Origin of the sequence: Aureimonas flava (assembly GCF_003583935.1) — a bacterium.
GTDB lineage: Bacteria > Pseudomonadota > Alphaproteobacteria > Rhizobiales > Rhizobiaceae > Aureimonas > Aureimonas flava.
Genome location: NZ_QYRN01000012.1, coordinates 34,339 through 49,532, shown reverse-complemented (window position 1 = coordinate 49,532; position 15,194 = coordinate 34,339). Strand labels below are relative to the sequence as shown.

Below are 15,194 nucleotides of genomic sequence, written 5' to 3'. Positions count from 1 at the left end.
CGCGCCCTCGCTAGCGTGCGACGAGCCCGAGCACGTTGGCGCCCGTGTAGATGCCGAGCAGCACGATCGCCACCGACGAGACGACGAGCAGGGCGTTGAACGCCGTGCCGCCCCGGATATCGGGATCGGTCTCGGTGTTGCGCAGGTACCAGGCGGCGATCACGACGGCGAGCAGGAAGATGCCGGTCGACACGCCCCCTATCTGGATCATCAGCACGGGCGACTGGATGAACAGGTAGGCGGTGCCCCAGACGATCGGCAGGCCCACCGTGAAGATCCGGATCCAACGCAGCCGCTGCCGCGTGTTGCGCCAGTCGATCAGGCCGAACTCCGACAGGAGATTGACGTACATCCGGGACCAGCTGGGGATCGAGGCCCAGAGCGTCGATCCGAGGACCGCCACGGCGCCGGCCAGGAACAGCGTCCCGGCCCAGTCGCCGAGCGTGTCGGTGTACATGCGCGACACGGTCCCGATCATGTCGTTGCCGGCCGGCACCAGCCCCTGCGGATGCAGCACCGCCGCGCCCATCAGGTAGAAGGCGAGCGTTCCGAACGTGTAGACGCACCAGGACACGAAGGCGTCCTTGTACATCACCGAGATCCAGCCCCTTGCGCGGCGCTTCCAGGCGTCGGACCCGTCGTTGGGGCCGACATAGCGCGCGTATCCCTTCTCGACGCACCAGTAGGTGTAGAAGGTCAATTCGTCCGCGCCGACGCCGGTGATGCCGAACATCGCGATCGCGATGCCGACCGCGCCGGCCGGAATGGCCAGCGTCAGGCCCGACAGGACGTCGTCGGCCGAATAGGCGAAGGGCGTCAGCGGCAGGCCGAGCGCGATCACCACGGTGCCGATCGAGAACAGGACCACGAGGAGCACGGCGCCGCGCTCGATCAGCGAGTAGTTGTTGGAATAGAGGAGCACGATCGCGCTCACCACGGTGACCAGCGTCCAGACGGTGATCGACAGCGTGCCGAGCGGATCGCCGCCGATCGGCAGGAGCAGGGACAGCGCGACCGCCGTTCCGCCCACCACGCCGCCGATCTGCAGGACCTTGGTCAAGGCCATGATGGCCCAGAGCACGTTGATCCAGCCGACCCGGCCGAGGCGCGGGGGCACCTTGTTGTAGCCGGTGAGCGCCGGCTGTCCCGTGGAGATCGTCCACCGGGCCAGCTCGATCTGCACCGCGACCTTCACGAAGGTCGAGAAGATCACCATCCACAGGAGCACGAAGCCCGTGCGCGCCCCGAGCGTCGTGGTCGCGATCAGTTCGCCCGAGCCGACGATCGAGGCGGACAGGATCAGGCCGGGCCCGAGGTGCCGCAGCGAATGGGCCCAGCCGACGGGCGGCTCCCGAATGCCGTCGGACGTGAGGTGGTAGGGGTCGTCGTGATCGGCGACGACGGGCGCAGCTCCGCCCTGCGTGATGGTGCTCAAGTTCGTCCTCCCCTTCGCGCCGCCTCGGGGCGACGTCGTTGCCATGGGCGTAGCACAGCCGGGAAACGCCGTCGGATCACCGAAAACTGATCGGATGCCATGCCGCCACGGCAGGCGCCCCCCGCGCCGAGCGATCGCTCCGCTCGCAGCGCCGGCGGGGCGAGGCGCACGCGCGGCCCTCCGAGGGGCGCCGAACCCCCGGATGCCGGGCCGTTTCGCGTCCGTGCGCAGGAGGCGGGCGCGTGCGCTTCCGCGCCGCATCGACGCCCACTGATGTCGGCGGCCGGCGAAATCCCGTCGCGGCTACGTTTCGCGGGTGTCCGGCGTGCTGCGGTCAGTCCTCGCGCGCGGTGCCGCCTTCGTTCGCGTCGCTGGTCCCCGGGGGCTGCGACGCGTCCCGGTCGACCGCTCGGCCCTGGCCGCGACGCACCGTCCGGCGGGCTTCCTCGAGCTCGGCGGCGCTCGCCCGGCTTCGGGCCCCGCCCGCCGGCCGGAGGCAGAGTTCGGCGAGGAGCGGATGATGGTCGGAGCCGAAACGCGGCAGGACTTCCAGCCGCGACAGCGTCCAGTCCGGCCCCGGCATGACGTGGTCGAGGGGCCATTTCAGAAGGGCGCTGTTGGCGTTCCAGGTCACCAGCAGGCCCCGCCCGACGCGCGGGTCGGCAAAGCCGCCGATCCGCTTCATCCGATCGGCGATGCGCTCCCAGGGCACGGTGTTCATGTCGCCCATCGCCACATACGGCAGGGTGTCCCCGTGCGCCTCCAGCGCCATGGCCATCATCTGGGCGTCCCGCTCGGCGGTGCTCTGTCCGACCTGCGGCGGACGGGGATGGATGGCGTAGAGCCGCACCCTGTCGCCGGACGGGAGGACGGCCGTGGCGAAGGCCGAGGGGTTGCGGGAATTCGTGAGGTTGCGGACCTCGCCGTTCTCCAGCGGGAGGCGCGAGAAGAGGTGGATGCCGTAGTAGTTGGGCTGGGCCTCGGAGAGGCCGTGCGGCAGGGCGGCGGACAGCGGCGCGAGTTCGCGTTCCCACCACGCGTCGGTCTCCTGGAACCAAGCGACGTCGGGGTCGACGCGGCGCACCATCTCGATCAGCCGGTGGTCGTGATGGTTGCCCATCTGCACGTTGACCGAGAGGATCCGCAGGCGCCGATCCGCCGGGCAGTCGCGCGCCTGCGCGACGGCCGGCGCGGGCCAGCCGGCCAGGGGCGGCAGGAGGTAGGGGGCGAGCAGCACCGCGTTGCGGCCGAGCGCGAGGGCCAGGAGAAGCGCGACCGGCGCCCGCGTCCGCCTCCGGCCCGGCACGAGCAGGCAGGCCGCCAGCAGCACCAGCATCGCCGCCGTGATCTGGAGGCGGGGATAATCGAGATAGCGGACCCACCAGGCGTCGGTCGGCAGCAGCGGCAGAAAGGTCGCCGCGAAGGCCAGGACCGCCAGCGTCGCGATCGCGAGCCAGGCGAGGCGCCGAAGCGTCGAGGCGCTCATGCGCGGGTCGGCGCGACGCGCCTCACGAGCCTGCGCGGCGGTTCGGAAGGGCGGGCGTCATCGGCGGCACCTTGCATCGTTCGCCGCGACGCATCCGCGCGGCTCCGGGGCCACAACACGCGCGCACCGGTTTGGTTCAGCCCGAGCGGGCGGCGGACGGACGCCGAGGCGGCTTGGCGATCGGGCGGATGGGTGTATGGAAGGGCCCGGCGGCCTGTACCGGGCTGCGGAGCGCGCGCCGGGCGCGTTCGAACCGGCAGACCACGCAGAGACGAACGAGCGATGTCCTACGCCGTCAAGGAAATCTTCTACACGCTGCAGGGCGAGGGCCGGAACGCCGGCCGCGCGGCGGTGTTCTGCCGCTTCGCCGGCTGCAACCTCTGGTCGGGCCGCGAGGAGGACCGCGAGACCGCCGTCTGCCGCTTCTGCGACACCGACTTCGTCGGCATGGACGGAACGGGCGGCGGGCGCTTCCGCTCGGCCGAGGCCCTGGCGGGGGCCGTCGCGGCGAGCTGGGGCGAGCACGAGGGCGAGCGTCTCGTGGTGCTGACTGGCGGCGAGCCGCTCCTCCAGGTGGACGAGGCGCTGACGGGCGCGCTGCACGACCACGGCTTCGAGATCGCGGTGGAGACGAACGGCACGGTCCTGCCGCCCGCCGGCATCGACTGGCTCTGCGTCTCGCCGAAGGCCGGTGCCGAACTCGCGGTCACGGCGGGCGACGAGCTGAAGCTCGTCTATCCGCAGGCCGGCGCCGAGCCGGAGCGCTTCGCCGCCCTCCGCTTCCGCCACCATCTGCTGCAGCCGATGGACGGCCCGCGCCAGGCCGAGAACACGCGCGACGCGGTGGCCTACTGCATGGCCAACCCGCGCTGGCGCCTCACCCTCCAGACCCACAAGATGCTCGGAATCCGATGAAGATCACGCAGAGCTTTTTCTTCGAGGCGGCCCACCGCCTGCCCAACGTGCCGCCCTCGCACAAGTGCTTCCGCATGCACGGCCATTCCTATCGCATCGATCTGGAGCTCGAAGGGCCGGTGGATCCGCACACCGGCTTCGTGGTCGACTTCTTCGACGTCGAACACGCCTTCGCGCCGCTGATGGAGCGGCTCGACCACCACACGCTGAACGAGGTGGAGGGGCTGGAGAACCCGACCGCCGAGCATATCGCGGTGTGGATCTTCGATCACGCCAAGCCCGCGCTGCCGCTTCTCGCGCGCGTTCGCGTCTTCGAGACGCCGCACTCCTTCGCCGAGTACGAGGGGCGCTGAGATGGGGGAGCGGCAGGATACGGCCCTCGTCCTCTTCTCGGGCGGGCAGGATTCCACCACCTGCCTCGCCTGGGCGCTCGACCGCTTCGCCCGCGTCGAGACGGTGGGCTTCGACTACGGCCAACGCCACCGCGTCGAGCTCGACGTGCGCCCGCGCATCCTCGACCGCATCCGGCGCGACTTCCCGCAGTGGGGGGACCGGATCGGGCAGGACCATCTCCTCGACATGGGGCTCCTGGCGCAGATCTCGCAGACCGCGCTCACGGGGGAGATGGCCATCGCCATGCAGGCGAACGGGCTGCCGAACACGTTCGTGCCGGGCCGCAACCTCCTGTTCCTCACCTTCGCAGCGGCGATCGCCTATCGGCGCGGCGCCCGTCACCTCGTCACGGGCGTCTGCGAGACCGACTATTCCGGCTATCCGGACTGCCGCGACGACACGATGAAGGCGATGCAGATCGCGCTCAACCTGGGCCTCGAGGCGCGTCTGGTGGTCCACACGCCGCTGATGTGGATCGACAAAGCTGAGACCTTCGCGCTGGCCGAGCGCCTCGGCGGCGGGTCCCTTCTCGATCTCGTGTGCGAGGAGACGCACACCTGCTACCAGGGCGACCGCACGCACCGGCACGCGTGGGGCTACGGCTGCGGCGCCTGTCCGGCCTGCGAACTGCGCGCGCAAGGCTGGGAGCGATTTCGCTGCGAGACCGCGTCCGGCAAGCCGACGGCCGGCGGTCACCCCGCTCCGGGCCCCGCATCGAGGTGACCGGCCGTCAGGCCCGGTGCCGCGCCTCGGCCTCGCGCACCGCGCAGACCACTCCGTCGAGGACGGGCAGGCCGAAGCGCCGGGAGAACGCGTCCGCTAGATCGGCCATGCCGGCGCAGCCGAGCACCACGGCGCCCGGCCGGTCTTCGGCGAGTGCCGCCGCGATCTCCGCCGCCACGCGCTCCTGCGCCGCGCTTCCCGGTTCCTCCAGGGCGAGCACCGGCACCTCGGAGGCGCGCACTTGGCGGCACAGCGGCTCCAGCGCGTAGGCCCGGACATTGCCCTCGATCACCGGCACGGAGACCGACAGCGTGGTGACCACGCTGAAGGGGCGGTCCCCGGCCGCCGCCGCCCGCATCGCCGCCTCGCCGATGCCGATCACCGGCTTGGCGGTGAGGGCGCGCGCCCGCGCCAGCCCGGTGTCGTCGAAACAGGCGATCACGAAGGCGTCGGCCTCCGCCTCGCGCTCGCGGACCAGCGCCAGCAGGCCGGGCTCAGCCGCCTCGCCGTCCGCCGGCCCCTGGATCGAGGGCGGGCCGGCGTGGTTGGTGGCCGAAAGAATCACGGTTCGCGGCCCGGCCGCCGCGCGCGCGGCCGCCGCGACCTTCTCCGTCATCGAGGCGGTGGCGTTGGGATTGAGGAACAGGATGCGCATCGGGCCGGTCACAGGGTGCCCTTGCCGGCGTCGGAGGCGCCACGCATGCGCCGGGCGCGCAGGAGGAGCCCGGTGCCCAGCGTCAGCCCGATCACCAGGAAGGACACCGCCGTGGTGAGCGTGCCGAGCGCGTAGATCGCGGGGTTGGTGACCGTGGTGGTGAGGCCCTGCAGCTCCAGCGGCAGCGTGTTGGGCCCGCCGATCGCCTGCGAGGTGCGGGCGATCTCGTCCCAGGACAGGGTGAAGCCGAACAGCGCGACGCCGATCAGGTAGGGCGCGATGATCGGCAGCACGACGTGGGCGAAGGTCTGCCAGGGCGTGGCGCCGAGATCCCGGGCGGCCTCCTCGTAGGCGGGATCGAAGCGGTTGAACACGGCGAACATCACCAGGAGCCCGAAGGGCAGGGTCCAGGTGAGGTGCGCGCCGAGCGCCGAGGTGAACAGGCCCATCGCCGACTGATAGCCCGCGCCGCCGAGCCCGTAGGCCTTCACCAGGTCGTCGAGGATGCGGAACTCCAGCGCGATGCCGAGCGAGACCGCGATGGAGGGCAGGATCAGGCTGGCGATCGCGGTGTAGAACAGGAGCGTCGAGCCGCGGAACCGCCGTCGGAAGGCGAGGCCCGCCAGCACGGAGATCACCACGGTCAGCGCCGTCACCACGAGACCCAGCCGGAACGAGCGGCCGAAGGCGGCCCAGACGTCCACGACGCCGAGCCCGTCCCAGAGCACGCCGAACCAATGGGTCGAGACGCCCCGCATGGGAAAGGTGAGCCCGCCCTCCGGGCCCTGGAACGACAGGATCAGCACCGTCAGGGTCGGCCCGTACAGGAACAGCACGAACAGCGAGAAGAAGACGGCCAGCGGCCAGAAGGCGCGGGAGCGGCGCTCGCCCATCGGATCAGAGCTCCTTGCGGATGTCGACCACGCGCAGGAGCGCGAAGACGATCAGGAGGACGGTGGCGAGCAGCACCACCGCGTTGGCGGCGGCGATCGGGAACTGCAGGTAGCTGATCTCGGTCTGGATCGTCTTGCCGACCGAGGCGATCTGCTGGCCGCCCATCAGGCCGACGGTCACGAAGTCGCCCATCACGATGGTCAGCACGAAGATCGAGCCGATCGCGATGCCGGTCTTGGACAGGGGCAGGATCACGTTCCACAGCGTCTGCCAGCCGGACGCCCCGGCGTCGCGCGCCGCCTCGATCAGCGAGCGGTCGATGCGCAGCATGGAATTGTAGATCGGCACCACCATGAAGAAGGTGAAAAGGTGCACGAAGGTGAGCGTCACCGAGAAGGAGGAATAGAGCAGCCAGTCGATCGGCTGGTCGATCGCGCCGATGCCGAGCAGGGTCCGGTTCACCAGGCCCTCGCGGCCGAGGAGCGGGATCCAGGAGATCATGCGGATCACGTTGGAGGTCCAGAACGGGATCGTGCAGATCAGGAACAGGACCGACTGCATCGCCTTGGAGCGGACCTCGAAGGCGAGGAAATAGGCGATGGTGAAGCCGATCGCGAAGGTGATGAGCCAGACCCTCAGCGCGAAGCCGAGCGTCGACAGGTAGGTCCGGAACGTCGTGCACAGCGCCGGCAGGCGGGTGATGCAGCGGTCGAAGACGTCGGCGTAGTTCTGCAGCGTGAAGGCCGGCTGGATCTGGTAGTTGTCGTAGGTCCAGAAGCTCACCATCACGATGAAGGCGAGCGGCACCACCAGGAACAGAAGGAACACCAGCGCCAGCGGCGACGCCTGGAGATAGGGCGCGAGCCCGGTGCGATCGGTCGCAGCCATGCGGCCTCCGTCGGTGGGAACGTCGTGGCGTGGGAGGATGGCGGGGCTGCCGCCCCGGTCCCCGCTCGGGAAGGAATTCCCGAACCCTTCTTTTCTCTCGGGACCTTTCCGCGATCGGCGAGGGCCAGCGGCCCTCCCCGATCGCGGACATGCCTCAACAGGCGAGGGGTCCAGGGGAATTCAATTCCCCTGGCGGTGTGCAGGGGCAGCGCCCCTGCGACGACCGCCGGCCCTCAAGCCGCGACGAACTCGTTCCACTTGCGGACCATGTAGGCGTCCTCGTCCATGACGGCGTTCCAGCAGGCGACGGCGCCCATGCGCTCGGCGAAGGAGCCGCCGTCGCGCACCGCGCCGGCCTTGGCGATCACCTGGCCCTGGGGCGAGAGGATGTCCTTCTCCGCCGGCTTGCCCTCCATCCAATAGGCCCATTCGTAGGGTTCCATGGAGGCCTGCGCGGTGGGCAGCACGGCGGCGTAGTAGCCCTGGCGGTTCAGGAAGGCGCCGGCCCAGCCGGACAGGAACCAGTTGACGAACTCGTAGGCGGCGTCGAGCTTGGGCCCGTCCAGCGTGGCGGGGAGGGCGAAGCCGGAGGCCCAGGCGCGGTAGCCTTCCCGGAGCGGCTGGAACACGCAGTCGATGCCCTTGGCGCGCACGGCGGTCACCGCGGGCGACCACATGGACTGGATCACCGTCTCGCCCGAGGCCATCAGGTTGACGCTCTCGTTGAAGTCCGACCACAGGGCGCGGAACTGCCCGGCCTGCTTGGCCTCGATCAGCGCGTCGATCGTCAGGTCGATTTCGTCGCGCGTCATGTTGCCCTTGTCGGGATACTGGTACTTGCCCGACGCCTCGATCGCCATGGCGGCGTCCATGATGCCGATCGAGGGGATGTTGAGGATCGAGGCGCGGCCCTTGAACTCGGGGTTCAGGAGCTCGGCCCAGCTCTCGATCGGGCGCTTGATGAGGTCGGGGCGGATGCCCAGCGTGTCGGCGTTGTAGGTGGTGGGGATCAGCGAGATCCACTCGGTCGGCGTCGCGGAGAACTCCTTGGACTTGTTGCCGGCGAGATAGAGGACCTTCCAGGGCGCCGTGCCCTGGTCGCCGATCTTCTTGCCGTCGATCTCGCCCTTGGTGAAGACGGTGGTGATGTTGTCGAATTCCTTGATGCGCTTGGCGTCCATGCCCATCAGGTTGCCGGTCGGCACGAACTTCTTGAGCGAGAAGTACTCCGTGTCGACGATGTCGAACGTGCCCGGCTGGGTGATGATGCGCTTGGTCACCTCGTCGGTGGTGACGGGCACGTATTCGATGGTGATGCCGAGATCGGCCTTCACCTTGTCGGCGATCTCCTTGGACTGGTTCACCGCCGTGCCGAGGTAGCGCAGCGTCTTGGCTTCCTGGGCGCGCGCGCCCGACACGAAGGGGAAGCCGGTGACCTTGGCGGTCACCGCGGCGCCGGCAGCCAGCGCGGCGCCCGACTTGAGGAAGGCGCGGCGGTCGACGCCGGAGGTCTTGGTCGTGTCGCTCATGGATCGTCTCCTGGGGTGAAGGGGCGGGCGGGGATCGGTCAGGCGGCGCGCAGGGCGAACTCGTCGCCGCGCGACCAGTGGACGGCGCGGGTCTGCCCGAGCTCGGCGGGCGCCGCGTTGAACTGCTCTTCGGGAATCACGGCGGTGATCTCGCCGGCCTCGCCCGCGTGCACCACCACGGTGACGGTGGCGCCGCCGTACTCGACGCCGCGCACCTCGCCGCTCAGCGAGCGGGCGTCCTCCTCGCCCCGCCCGATGCGCACCCGGTCGGCGCGGACCGAGACCGGCCGCCCGTCGAGGGTCAGGACGTTGTGGCCGCCCATGAAGCGGGCGACGAAGGCGGTGGCCGGGCGGTGGAACACGTCCTGCGGCGACCCGGCCTGCTCGATCCGGCCGTCCTTCATGATCACCACGAGATCGGCGAGCGCCATGGCCTCGTCCTGGCCGTGGGTGACGTGGAGGAACGAGATGCCGAGTTCGCGCTGGAGGCGCTTCAGCTCGGTGCGCACGCGCAGGCGCAGAAACGGGTCGAGCGCCGAGAGGGGCTCGTCCAGGAGCAGGATGCCGGGATCGGTCACCAGGGCGCGGGCGAGCGCGACGCGCTGCTGCTGGCCGCCCGAAAGCTGGGCGGGCATGCGCGTCTCGAAGCGGGCGAGGTCGACGAGCTCCATCACGGCCCGCGCCTTGCGGTGGCGTTCCTCGCGCGAGGCGCCCTTCATCTTGAGCGAGAAGGCGACGTTGTCGAGCACCGACAGATGGGGGAACAGCGCGTAGGACTGGAACATCATCGCCGTGCCGCGCCGGGCCGGGGCGAGGTCGGTCACGTTGTGGGGCCCGAGGATGATGTCGCCGCCCGAGGCGCTCTCGTGACCCGCGATCATCCGCATGGTCGAGGACTTGCCGCAGCCGGACGGACCCAGGAAGCAGCAGTAGGTGCCGGCCGGCACCCGCAGGTCGATCGCGTCCACCGCCACCGTGGCGCCGTAGCGCTTGGTCAGCTTGACGAGTTCGAGGTCTCCAGGGGCCATGCACGCTTCTCCGCTCCGGTCGAAGGGGAGAAAGCAGGAAGCGTGCCATGTGGCGGCCGGGGGCCGACCGCAGCCCAGGCTGGGCGCCGGGCCCGGGCGCCGCGCGCCCCGGCGGCGGCCGCTGCCCAGGAACCGGGCGGTCCACGACCGGCGCTGCTTAAATCGTACACAATCTTTGTATCCGAAGACGGAGTGCGGCGGATGCTTGCGCATGGCACGGTTCGTGCAAGAAGCAACGGGGCGGCCGCTTGGGCTGTTCGCTTTGGAGACGACGATTGCACGGTAAGCCATCGCCCGGCGGGCTCAAGACCGAGACGGGGCGGCCCGCGTCCTGGCAGCCGATCTACGACGGCGTGCTGAACGCGATCGCGCGCCATCGGCTGGGCCCCGGCGCCAAGCTCGCCGAGGAGGAGATCGCCGAGATCTACGGCATCAGCCGCACCGTGGTGCGCGCGGCGCTCCAGGCGCTGGCGCGCGACGGGGTGGTGATCCTCCAGCGCAACAAGGGCGCGCGCGTCGCCCATCCGACGCCGGACGAGGCGCGCGAGATCTTCGAGGCGCGCGCCGTGGTGGAGCCGCCGCTGGCAGCCCTCGCCGCCGCCCGCATGCGCCCCGGCGACGAGGCGATGCTGCGCGACGCCATCGAGGCCGAGCACGGCGCCTTCCACGCCGACAACCCGCGCGAGGCGGTGTTCCATTCCGCCGATTTCCACCGGCGCATCGCGCGCCTCTCGGGCCAGCGGGTGATGACGGCGATCGTGGACGGGCTCCTGTCGCGCTCCTCGCTGGTGATCGCCCTCTACTGGCGCCGCCCGGCGACCCTGTGCGACAACGCCGCCCACCTGGCGCTCCTGCGGGCGCTGGCCGCCGGCGACGCGCCGGGCGCGGCGCGGCTGATGCGCGACCACGTGGAAGCGCTCCTCGCCGATCTCGACCTCCGGTCCGGCTCCGCGTCCGCCTCCGACCTCGCCAGCGCGCTGCGGGGGGCGCCGTGACGCCCGCCCGACCGCCCGCCCGCCGGCCGGCGCGCGCCGGGCGTCGTCAGGGGTTGCCCTTGCCGCCATGGGCGCCCACCGCCGTGCCGGTCGAGAAGCTCGCGCCGTCCTCGGCCAGCGCCACGAAGAGCGGAGCGAGCTCGGCCGGCTGACCGGCTCGCCCGAGCGGGGTGTCCTGGCCGAACTCGCCCATCGTGCCGGGCAACTGGCCGCCCGCCACCTGCAGCGGGGTCCAGACCGGTCCGGGGGAGACCGCGTTGACGCGGATGCCCTTGCGGGCGAGCTGCTTGGCCATGCCCTTGGTCAGGTTCAGGATCGCGGCCTTGGTGGCGGCGTAGTCGATCAGCTCCTCGCCGGGGTCGTAGGAGTTCACCGACACGGTGTTGATGATCGCGGAGCCGGGCGGCAGGCTCGGGATCGCCGCCTTGGAGAAGCGGAACACGTGGTAGACGTTGGTCTCGAAGGTGCGCACGAACTGCTCGTCCGAGATGTCGAGCATGTCCGCCCGGCTCTGCTGGTAGGCCGCGTTGTTGACCAGGAGATCCAACCCTCCGAGCGCCTCCACCGCGCGGCGCACCACGTCCTCGCAGGCGTCCAGCGTGCGGATGTCGGCCGGAAGCGCGACCGCCTTTCGCCCCGTCTCGCGGATCAGCCGCACGACGTCCTGCGCATCCGGTTCCTCGTCGGGATGGTAGTTGATCGCGACGTCCGCGCCCTCGCGCGCGAAGGCGATCGCCGCCGCGCGGCCGATGCCGCTGTCGCCGCCCGTGACCAGGGCTCGCCGGCCGGCGAGCCGGCCCGAGCCGCGATAGCTCGTCTCGCCGCAGTCGGGCACGGGCGTCATCTCCCGCTGGAGGCCGGGCCAGGGCTGCTTCTGCTCGGGAAACGGCTCGCGCGTGTAGCGGCTGCGCGGGTCGGCGAGGCGGGCACCGCCGGCGCCGGCGCCGGCGCCGGCGGCCGGCTGCCCGGTCTGGGCTCCGGCCGGGGCCGCCATGGCGGCGGCGCCGAGGACCGCGCCGCCGAGCACGGTGCGGCGGGAGAGGCTTTGGTCGTTCATGTCGGTGGTTCCCCGCTGATGCGATGGCCTTTGCATGGGGATCCGGGCACGGCGGGCCGTGCCTGGACCGGGTCCTGCGGGGAAGGCCGGGCCGGGGAGGCGGGTTCCGGCGGTGCGCGCTCTAGCCGCGCGGGGCCGGGTCCGCGCGGCGCGACAGCGCGCCGAGGATGATCCGCTCGGCGCGCTGGAGATAGGCGTCGAGCAGCGCGGCGGCCTCGCCCGCGCGGCCGTCCTCCAGCCGTTCCACGATCGCCCGGTTGCTGTCGATGAACGGGGCATGGAGCGCCTCCGGCGCGTCCAGGAGCCCGAAGGCGAGGCGCAGCTCCGCCGCGACCTGGGCGTAGAAGGCGGCCAGCCGGGCGCTGTCGGCCAGGTCCACGATCGCGGCGTGGAACGCCATGTTGGCGCTGCCCACCGCCTGCCAGTCGCCCGCCTCGCGAGCTCCGGTCGCCCGGTCCACCGCCGCGCGCATGCGCCCGATCGAGGGATGGCCCGGCTGCGCCTCGGCGAGCGCCCGGCACTCCACCAGCCGGCGGACGCGGTAGATGTCGATCACCGCCGCATGGTCGGGCACCGTCACGAAGACGCCCCGGTTGGGCTGGTGGCGCAGGAGCCCGTCCTTGGTCAGGAGGCGGAACGCCTCGCGCAGCGTGTTGCGCGACACCGACAGGTCCGCCGCCAGGGCGGTCTCCGACAGGCGCTGGCCCGGCAGGAGCTCGCCGGCGATCACGCGGTCGCGCAGCGCCTCGGCGAGGCGTACCGTCAGCGCGGGGGAAGCGGGCTCGACAGGGCTCAAGCGCGGGGGCCGCGCCCGGTCGCGGGGCGACGCCCCCAGATCGCTCGCTTCGGCATGCCGTTCCCCGTCCCGTTCCAGTCGCCGCGACCATCGTTCAACCGGGGCCCGACATCAAGCCGCGCGCGCCGATCCCGCCGCGCGCCGGCGGGGAAATGAGCGTCGCTTGGGCAGAACCCTGGTCGGCGCCCGCGCAACCTGCCCGTGCGCTGCACAGATTGCAGGACAGGCATGCAAAAATCGTTGAACAATGTTGACGCAACGGTTCAATCGGAACAAGCTGCATCCGCAATTCGGCCTTATTTCGTCGGCGCGCGCCGCCCGTAGAGGAGAACTCCATGGATTCCGCCACCTCCGGGCGCCCCGACGCGCCGGCCCCTTCCGGCCTGGTCCAAACGGCCGCCGACCGCCGCTCGTCGCTCGTCGCGGCCGTGTTCCTGATGGCGACCTCGGCCATCGGCCCCGGCTTCATCACCCAGACCGCGACCTTCACGGCCACCATGGGCGCCGCCTTCGCCTTCGGCATCCTCGCCTCCGTCCTGATCGACTTCGTGGTGCAGCTCAACATCTGGCGCATCGTCGCGGTGACGCGCATGCGCGCCTCCGACATCGCCAACGCCGCCATCCCGGGCGCGGGCTACGTCCTGGCGGTGCTGATCATCTTCGGCGGCCTGATCTTCAACATCGGCAACATCGCCGGCTCGGGCCTCGGCCTCAACGCGCTGGTCGGGCTCGACCCCAAGATCGGCGGCGCGCTCTCGGCGCTGGTGGCCATCGGCATCTTCTCGTCCAAGCGGGCCGGCGTCGCGGTGGACCGCATCATCGTCGTTCTGGGCCTCGTGATGATCGCGCTGACGCTGTTCGTCGCCTTCACCTCGGCGCCGCCCGTGGGCGAGGCGCTGCGCCAGACCGTCTGGCCCGACGAGATCAACTTCGCCACCATCACCACGATCGTCGGCGGCACGGTGGGCGGCTACATCACCTATGCCGGCGCGCACCGGATGCTCGACAAGGGCACGGTGGGCATCGAGAACCTCGGCCCGGTGACGCGCGCCGCCCTGTCGGGCATCGCGGTCACGGGCGTGATGCGATTCGTCCTGTTCCTGGCGGTGCTCGGCGTCGTCGCCGGCGGCGTGACGCTGGACCTCTCGGGACAGGCTGCCAACCCCGCCGCCCAGGCCTTCTACGCCGCGACGGGCGAACTCGGCCTGCGCCTCTTCGGCGTGGTCCTGTGGGCGGCGGCGATCACCAGCGTGATCGGCGCGGCCTACACGTCGGTCACCTTCTTCAACACGTTCAACCCCCGGCTCACCGAGCGCGGCCGCGCCTGGTCGACGGTGGTCTTCATCGCCGTCTCGCTGGCCGCCTACCTTGTCATCGGCACCGCGCCGGCGGCGCTGCTGGTCTTCGTGGGCGGCTTCAACGGCCTGATCCTGCCGATCGGCCTCACCATCTTCATCTACGCGGCCTGGGCGCGTCCCGACCTGATGCCGGGCTACCGCCATCCGCTCTGGCTCACCGTTCTCGGCGTTCTCACCTGCGCGCTGACCTGGTGGATGGGCTACCGGTCGATCGGCCCCATCTTCGCCTTCCTTTCGATGTGACCCCGGGAGCCCGGCGCATGACCCAAGCGATCGATCTCAACAGCGACCTCGGCGAGAGCTACGGCGCCTGGACCATGGGCGAGGACGAGACCATGCTGGGTCTCGTCTCCTCGGCGAACGTCGCCTGCGGCTTCCACGCGGGCGACCCGGCCGGCATCCTGCGCACGCTGCGGGCGGCGGCGCAGCGCGGCGTGGCGGTGGGCGCCCACGTCTCCTATCCCGATCGCGGCGGCTTCGGCCGCCGCGCCATGGACGTCGCCTCCGAGGACCTGCGCGCCGACGTGGTCTACCAGATCGGCGCGCTCAAGGGCCTGGCCGCCGCCGCCGCCGCCGGCACGCGCGTCACCTACGTCAAGCCGCACGGCGCGCTCTACAACACGATCGCAGCCGACGCGCGGCAGGGCCGCGACGTGGTGGAGGCCATCCTGGCGGCCGATCCCTCCTTGGTGCTGATGTGCCTCGCCAACGCGCCGCTGGTGGCGCTGGCGCGGGACGCGGGCCTGCGCACGGTGTCGGAGGCCTTCGCCGACCGCGCCTACACGCCGGCGGGCACGCTGGTCTCGCGCCGCGAGGCGGGCGCGGTGATCCACGACCCCGCCCTGGTCGCCGAGCGCATGGCAAGGCTCGCGGCCACCGGCGAGATCGAGGCCGTGGACGGCTCCGTGATCCGGCTGGAGGCCGATTCCATCTGCGTCCACGGCGACAGTCCCGGCGCGGTGCGGATCGCCGCGGCCGTGCGCGAGCGCCTGGAAGCCGACGGGGTCGCGGTGCGCCCCTTCGCGGCGGCCTGAGGGGGGAG

At 71.3% G+C, this 15,194-nt stretch carries 15 protein-coding genes; 6 read left to right on the top strand and 9 right to left on the bottom strand.

What is annotated here, in order from left to right:
- Positions 1–10: 10 nt before the first annotated feature.
- On the bottom strand, positions 11–1,435 hold the full coding sequence (locus tag D3218_RS18020; protein WP_210209707.1) for an Nramp family divalent metal transporter: 1,425 nt from the start codon (positions 1,433–1,435) through the stop codon (positions 11–13).
- Positions 1,436–1,769: 334 nt separating this feature from the next.
- On the bottom strand, positions 1,770–2,921 hold the full coding sequence (locus D3218_RS18015) for an endonuclease/exonuclease/phosphatase family protein (protein ID WP_119541471.1): 1,152 nt from the start codon (positions 2,919–2,921) through the stop codon (positions 1,770–1,772).
- A 282-nt stretch (positions 2,922–3,203) separates the two neighbouring features.
- Between D3218_RS18015 and queE the strand changes: the two genes are divergently transcribed.
- From queE to queC, 3 genes are read left to right on the top strand one after another with little or no spacing between them, the layout of a single operon-like run.
- On the top strand, positions 3,204–3,836 hold the full coding sequence (gene queE, locus D3218_RS18010) for a 7-carboxy-7-deazaguanine synthase (RefSeq protein WP_119541470.1): 633 nt from the start codon (positions 3,204–3,206) through the stop codon (positions 3,834–3,836).
- Complete coding sequence (gene queD, locus D3218_RS18005) at positions 3,833–4,189, top strand: 6-carboxytetrahydropterin synthase QueD (RefSeq protein ID WP_119541469.1); 357 nt, start codon at positions 3,833–3,835, stop codon at positions 4,187–4,189. The genes queE and queD overlap by 4 nt, the downstream gene beginning before the upstream one ends.
- A 1-nt stretch (position 4,190) precedes the next feature.
- Positions 4,191–4,952 carry a 7-cyano-7-deazaguanine synthase QueC gene (gene queC, locus D3218_RS18000; protein WP_119541468.1) on the top strand — a complete coding sequence of 254 codons (762 nt, stop codon included), beginning with the start codon at positions 4,191–4,193 and terminating at the stop codon, positions 4,950–4,952.
- A 7-nt stretch (positions 4,953–4,959) separates the two neighbouring features.
- On the opposite strand, the gene D3218_RS17995 is transcribed toward queC, so the two are convergent.
- From D3218_RS17995 to D3218_RS17975, 5 genes are all read right to left on the bottom strand, one after another.
- Positions 4,960–5,607, bottom strand: a complete 648-nt coding sequence (locus tag D3218_RS17995; RefSeq protein WP_119541467.1) for an aspartate/glutamate racemase family protein — start codon at positions 5,605–5,607, stop codon at positions 4,960–4,962.
- A gap of 8 nt (positions 5,608–5,615) precedes the next feature.
- A complete protein-coding gene (locus D3218_RS17990) occupies positions 5,616–6,500 on the bottom strand; it encodes an ABC transporter permease (RefSeq protein ID WP_119541466.1) in 885 nt (294 codons plus the stop codon).
- Positions 6,501–6,504: 4 nt separating this feature from the next.
- Positions 6,505–7,389, bottom strand: coding sequence for an ABC transporter permease (locus D3218_RS17985; RefSeq protein WP_119541465.1), 885 nt, complete (start codon positions 7,387–7,389; stop codon positions 6,505–6,507).
- Between the two features lie 233 nt (positions 7,390–7,622).
- Entirely contained in the window at positions 7,623–8,918 is a 1,296-nt protein-coding gene (locus tag D3218_RS17980; protein ID WP_119541464.1) for an ABC transporter substrate-binding protein, read from the bottom strand.
- A gap of 38 nt (positions 8,919–8,956) precedes the next feature.
- On the bottom strand, positions 8,957–9,946 hold the full coding sequence (locus D3218_RS17975; RefSeq protein ID WP_119541463.1) for an ABC transporter ATP-binding protein: 990 nt from the start codon (positions 9,944–9,946) through the stop codon (positions 8,957–8,959).
- A gap of 275 nt (positions 9,947–10,221) precedes the next feature.
- Between D3218_RS17975 and D3218_RS17970 the strand changes: the two genes are divergently transcribed.
- The gene (locus D3218_RS17970) at positions 10,222–10,941 is read left to right on the top strand and encodes a GntR family transcriptional regulator (protein ID WP_119541462.1); all 720 of its coding nucleotides are present in this window, start codon (positions 10,222–10,224) and stop codon (positions 10,939–10,941) included.
- Between the two features lie 46 nt (positions 10,942–10,987).
- On the opposite strand, the gene D3218_RS17965 is transcribed toward D3218_RS17970, so the two are convergent.
- Positions 10,988–11,998 carry an SDR family oxidoreductase gene (locus D3218_RS17965; RefSeq protein WP_119541461.1) on the bottom strand — a complete coding sequence of 337 codons (1,011 nt, stop codon included), beginning with the start codon at positions 11,996–11,998 and terminating at the stop codon, positions 10,988–10,990.
- A 121-nt stretch (positions 11,999–12,119) separates the two neighbouring features.
- Positions 12,120–12,794, bottom strand: a complete 675-nt coding sequence (locus tag D3218_RS17960) for a GntR family transcriptional regulator (protein ID WP_119541460.1) — start codon at positions 12,792–12,794, stop codon at positions 12,120–12,122.
- 335 nt (positions 12,795–13,129) lie between these two features.
- On the opposite strand from D3218_RS17960, the gene D3218_RS17955 reads away from it, so the two are divergent.
- The gene (locus D3218_RS17955) at positions 13,130–14,395 is read left to right on the top strand and encodes an NRAMP family divalent metal transporter (RefSeq protein ID WP_119541459.1); all 1,266 of its coding nucleotides are present in this window, start codon (positions 13,130–13,132) and stop codon (positions 14,393–14,395) included.
- Positions 14,396–14,412: 17 nt separating this feature from the next.
- Positions 14,413–15,186 (top strand): LamB/YcsF family protein, encoded by a 774-nt coding sequence (locus D3218_RS17950; RefSeq protein WP_119541458.1) that lies wholly within the window; start codon positions 14,413–14,415, stop codon positions 15,184–15,186.
- Positions 15,187–15,194 lie beyond the last annotated feature (8 nt).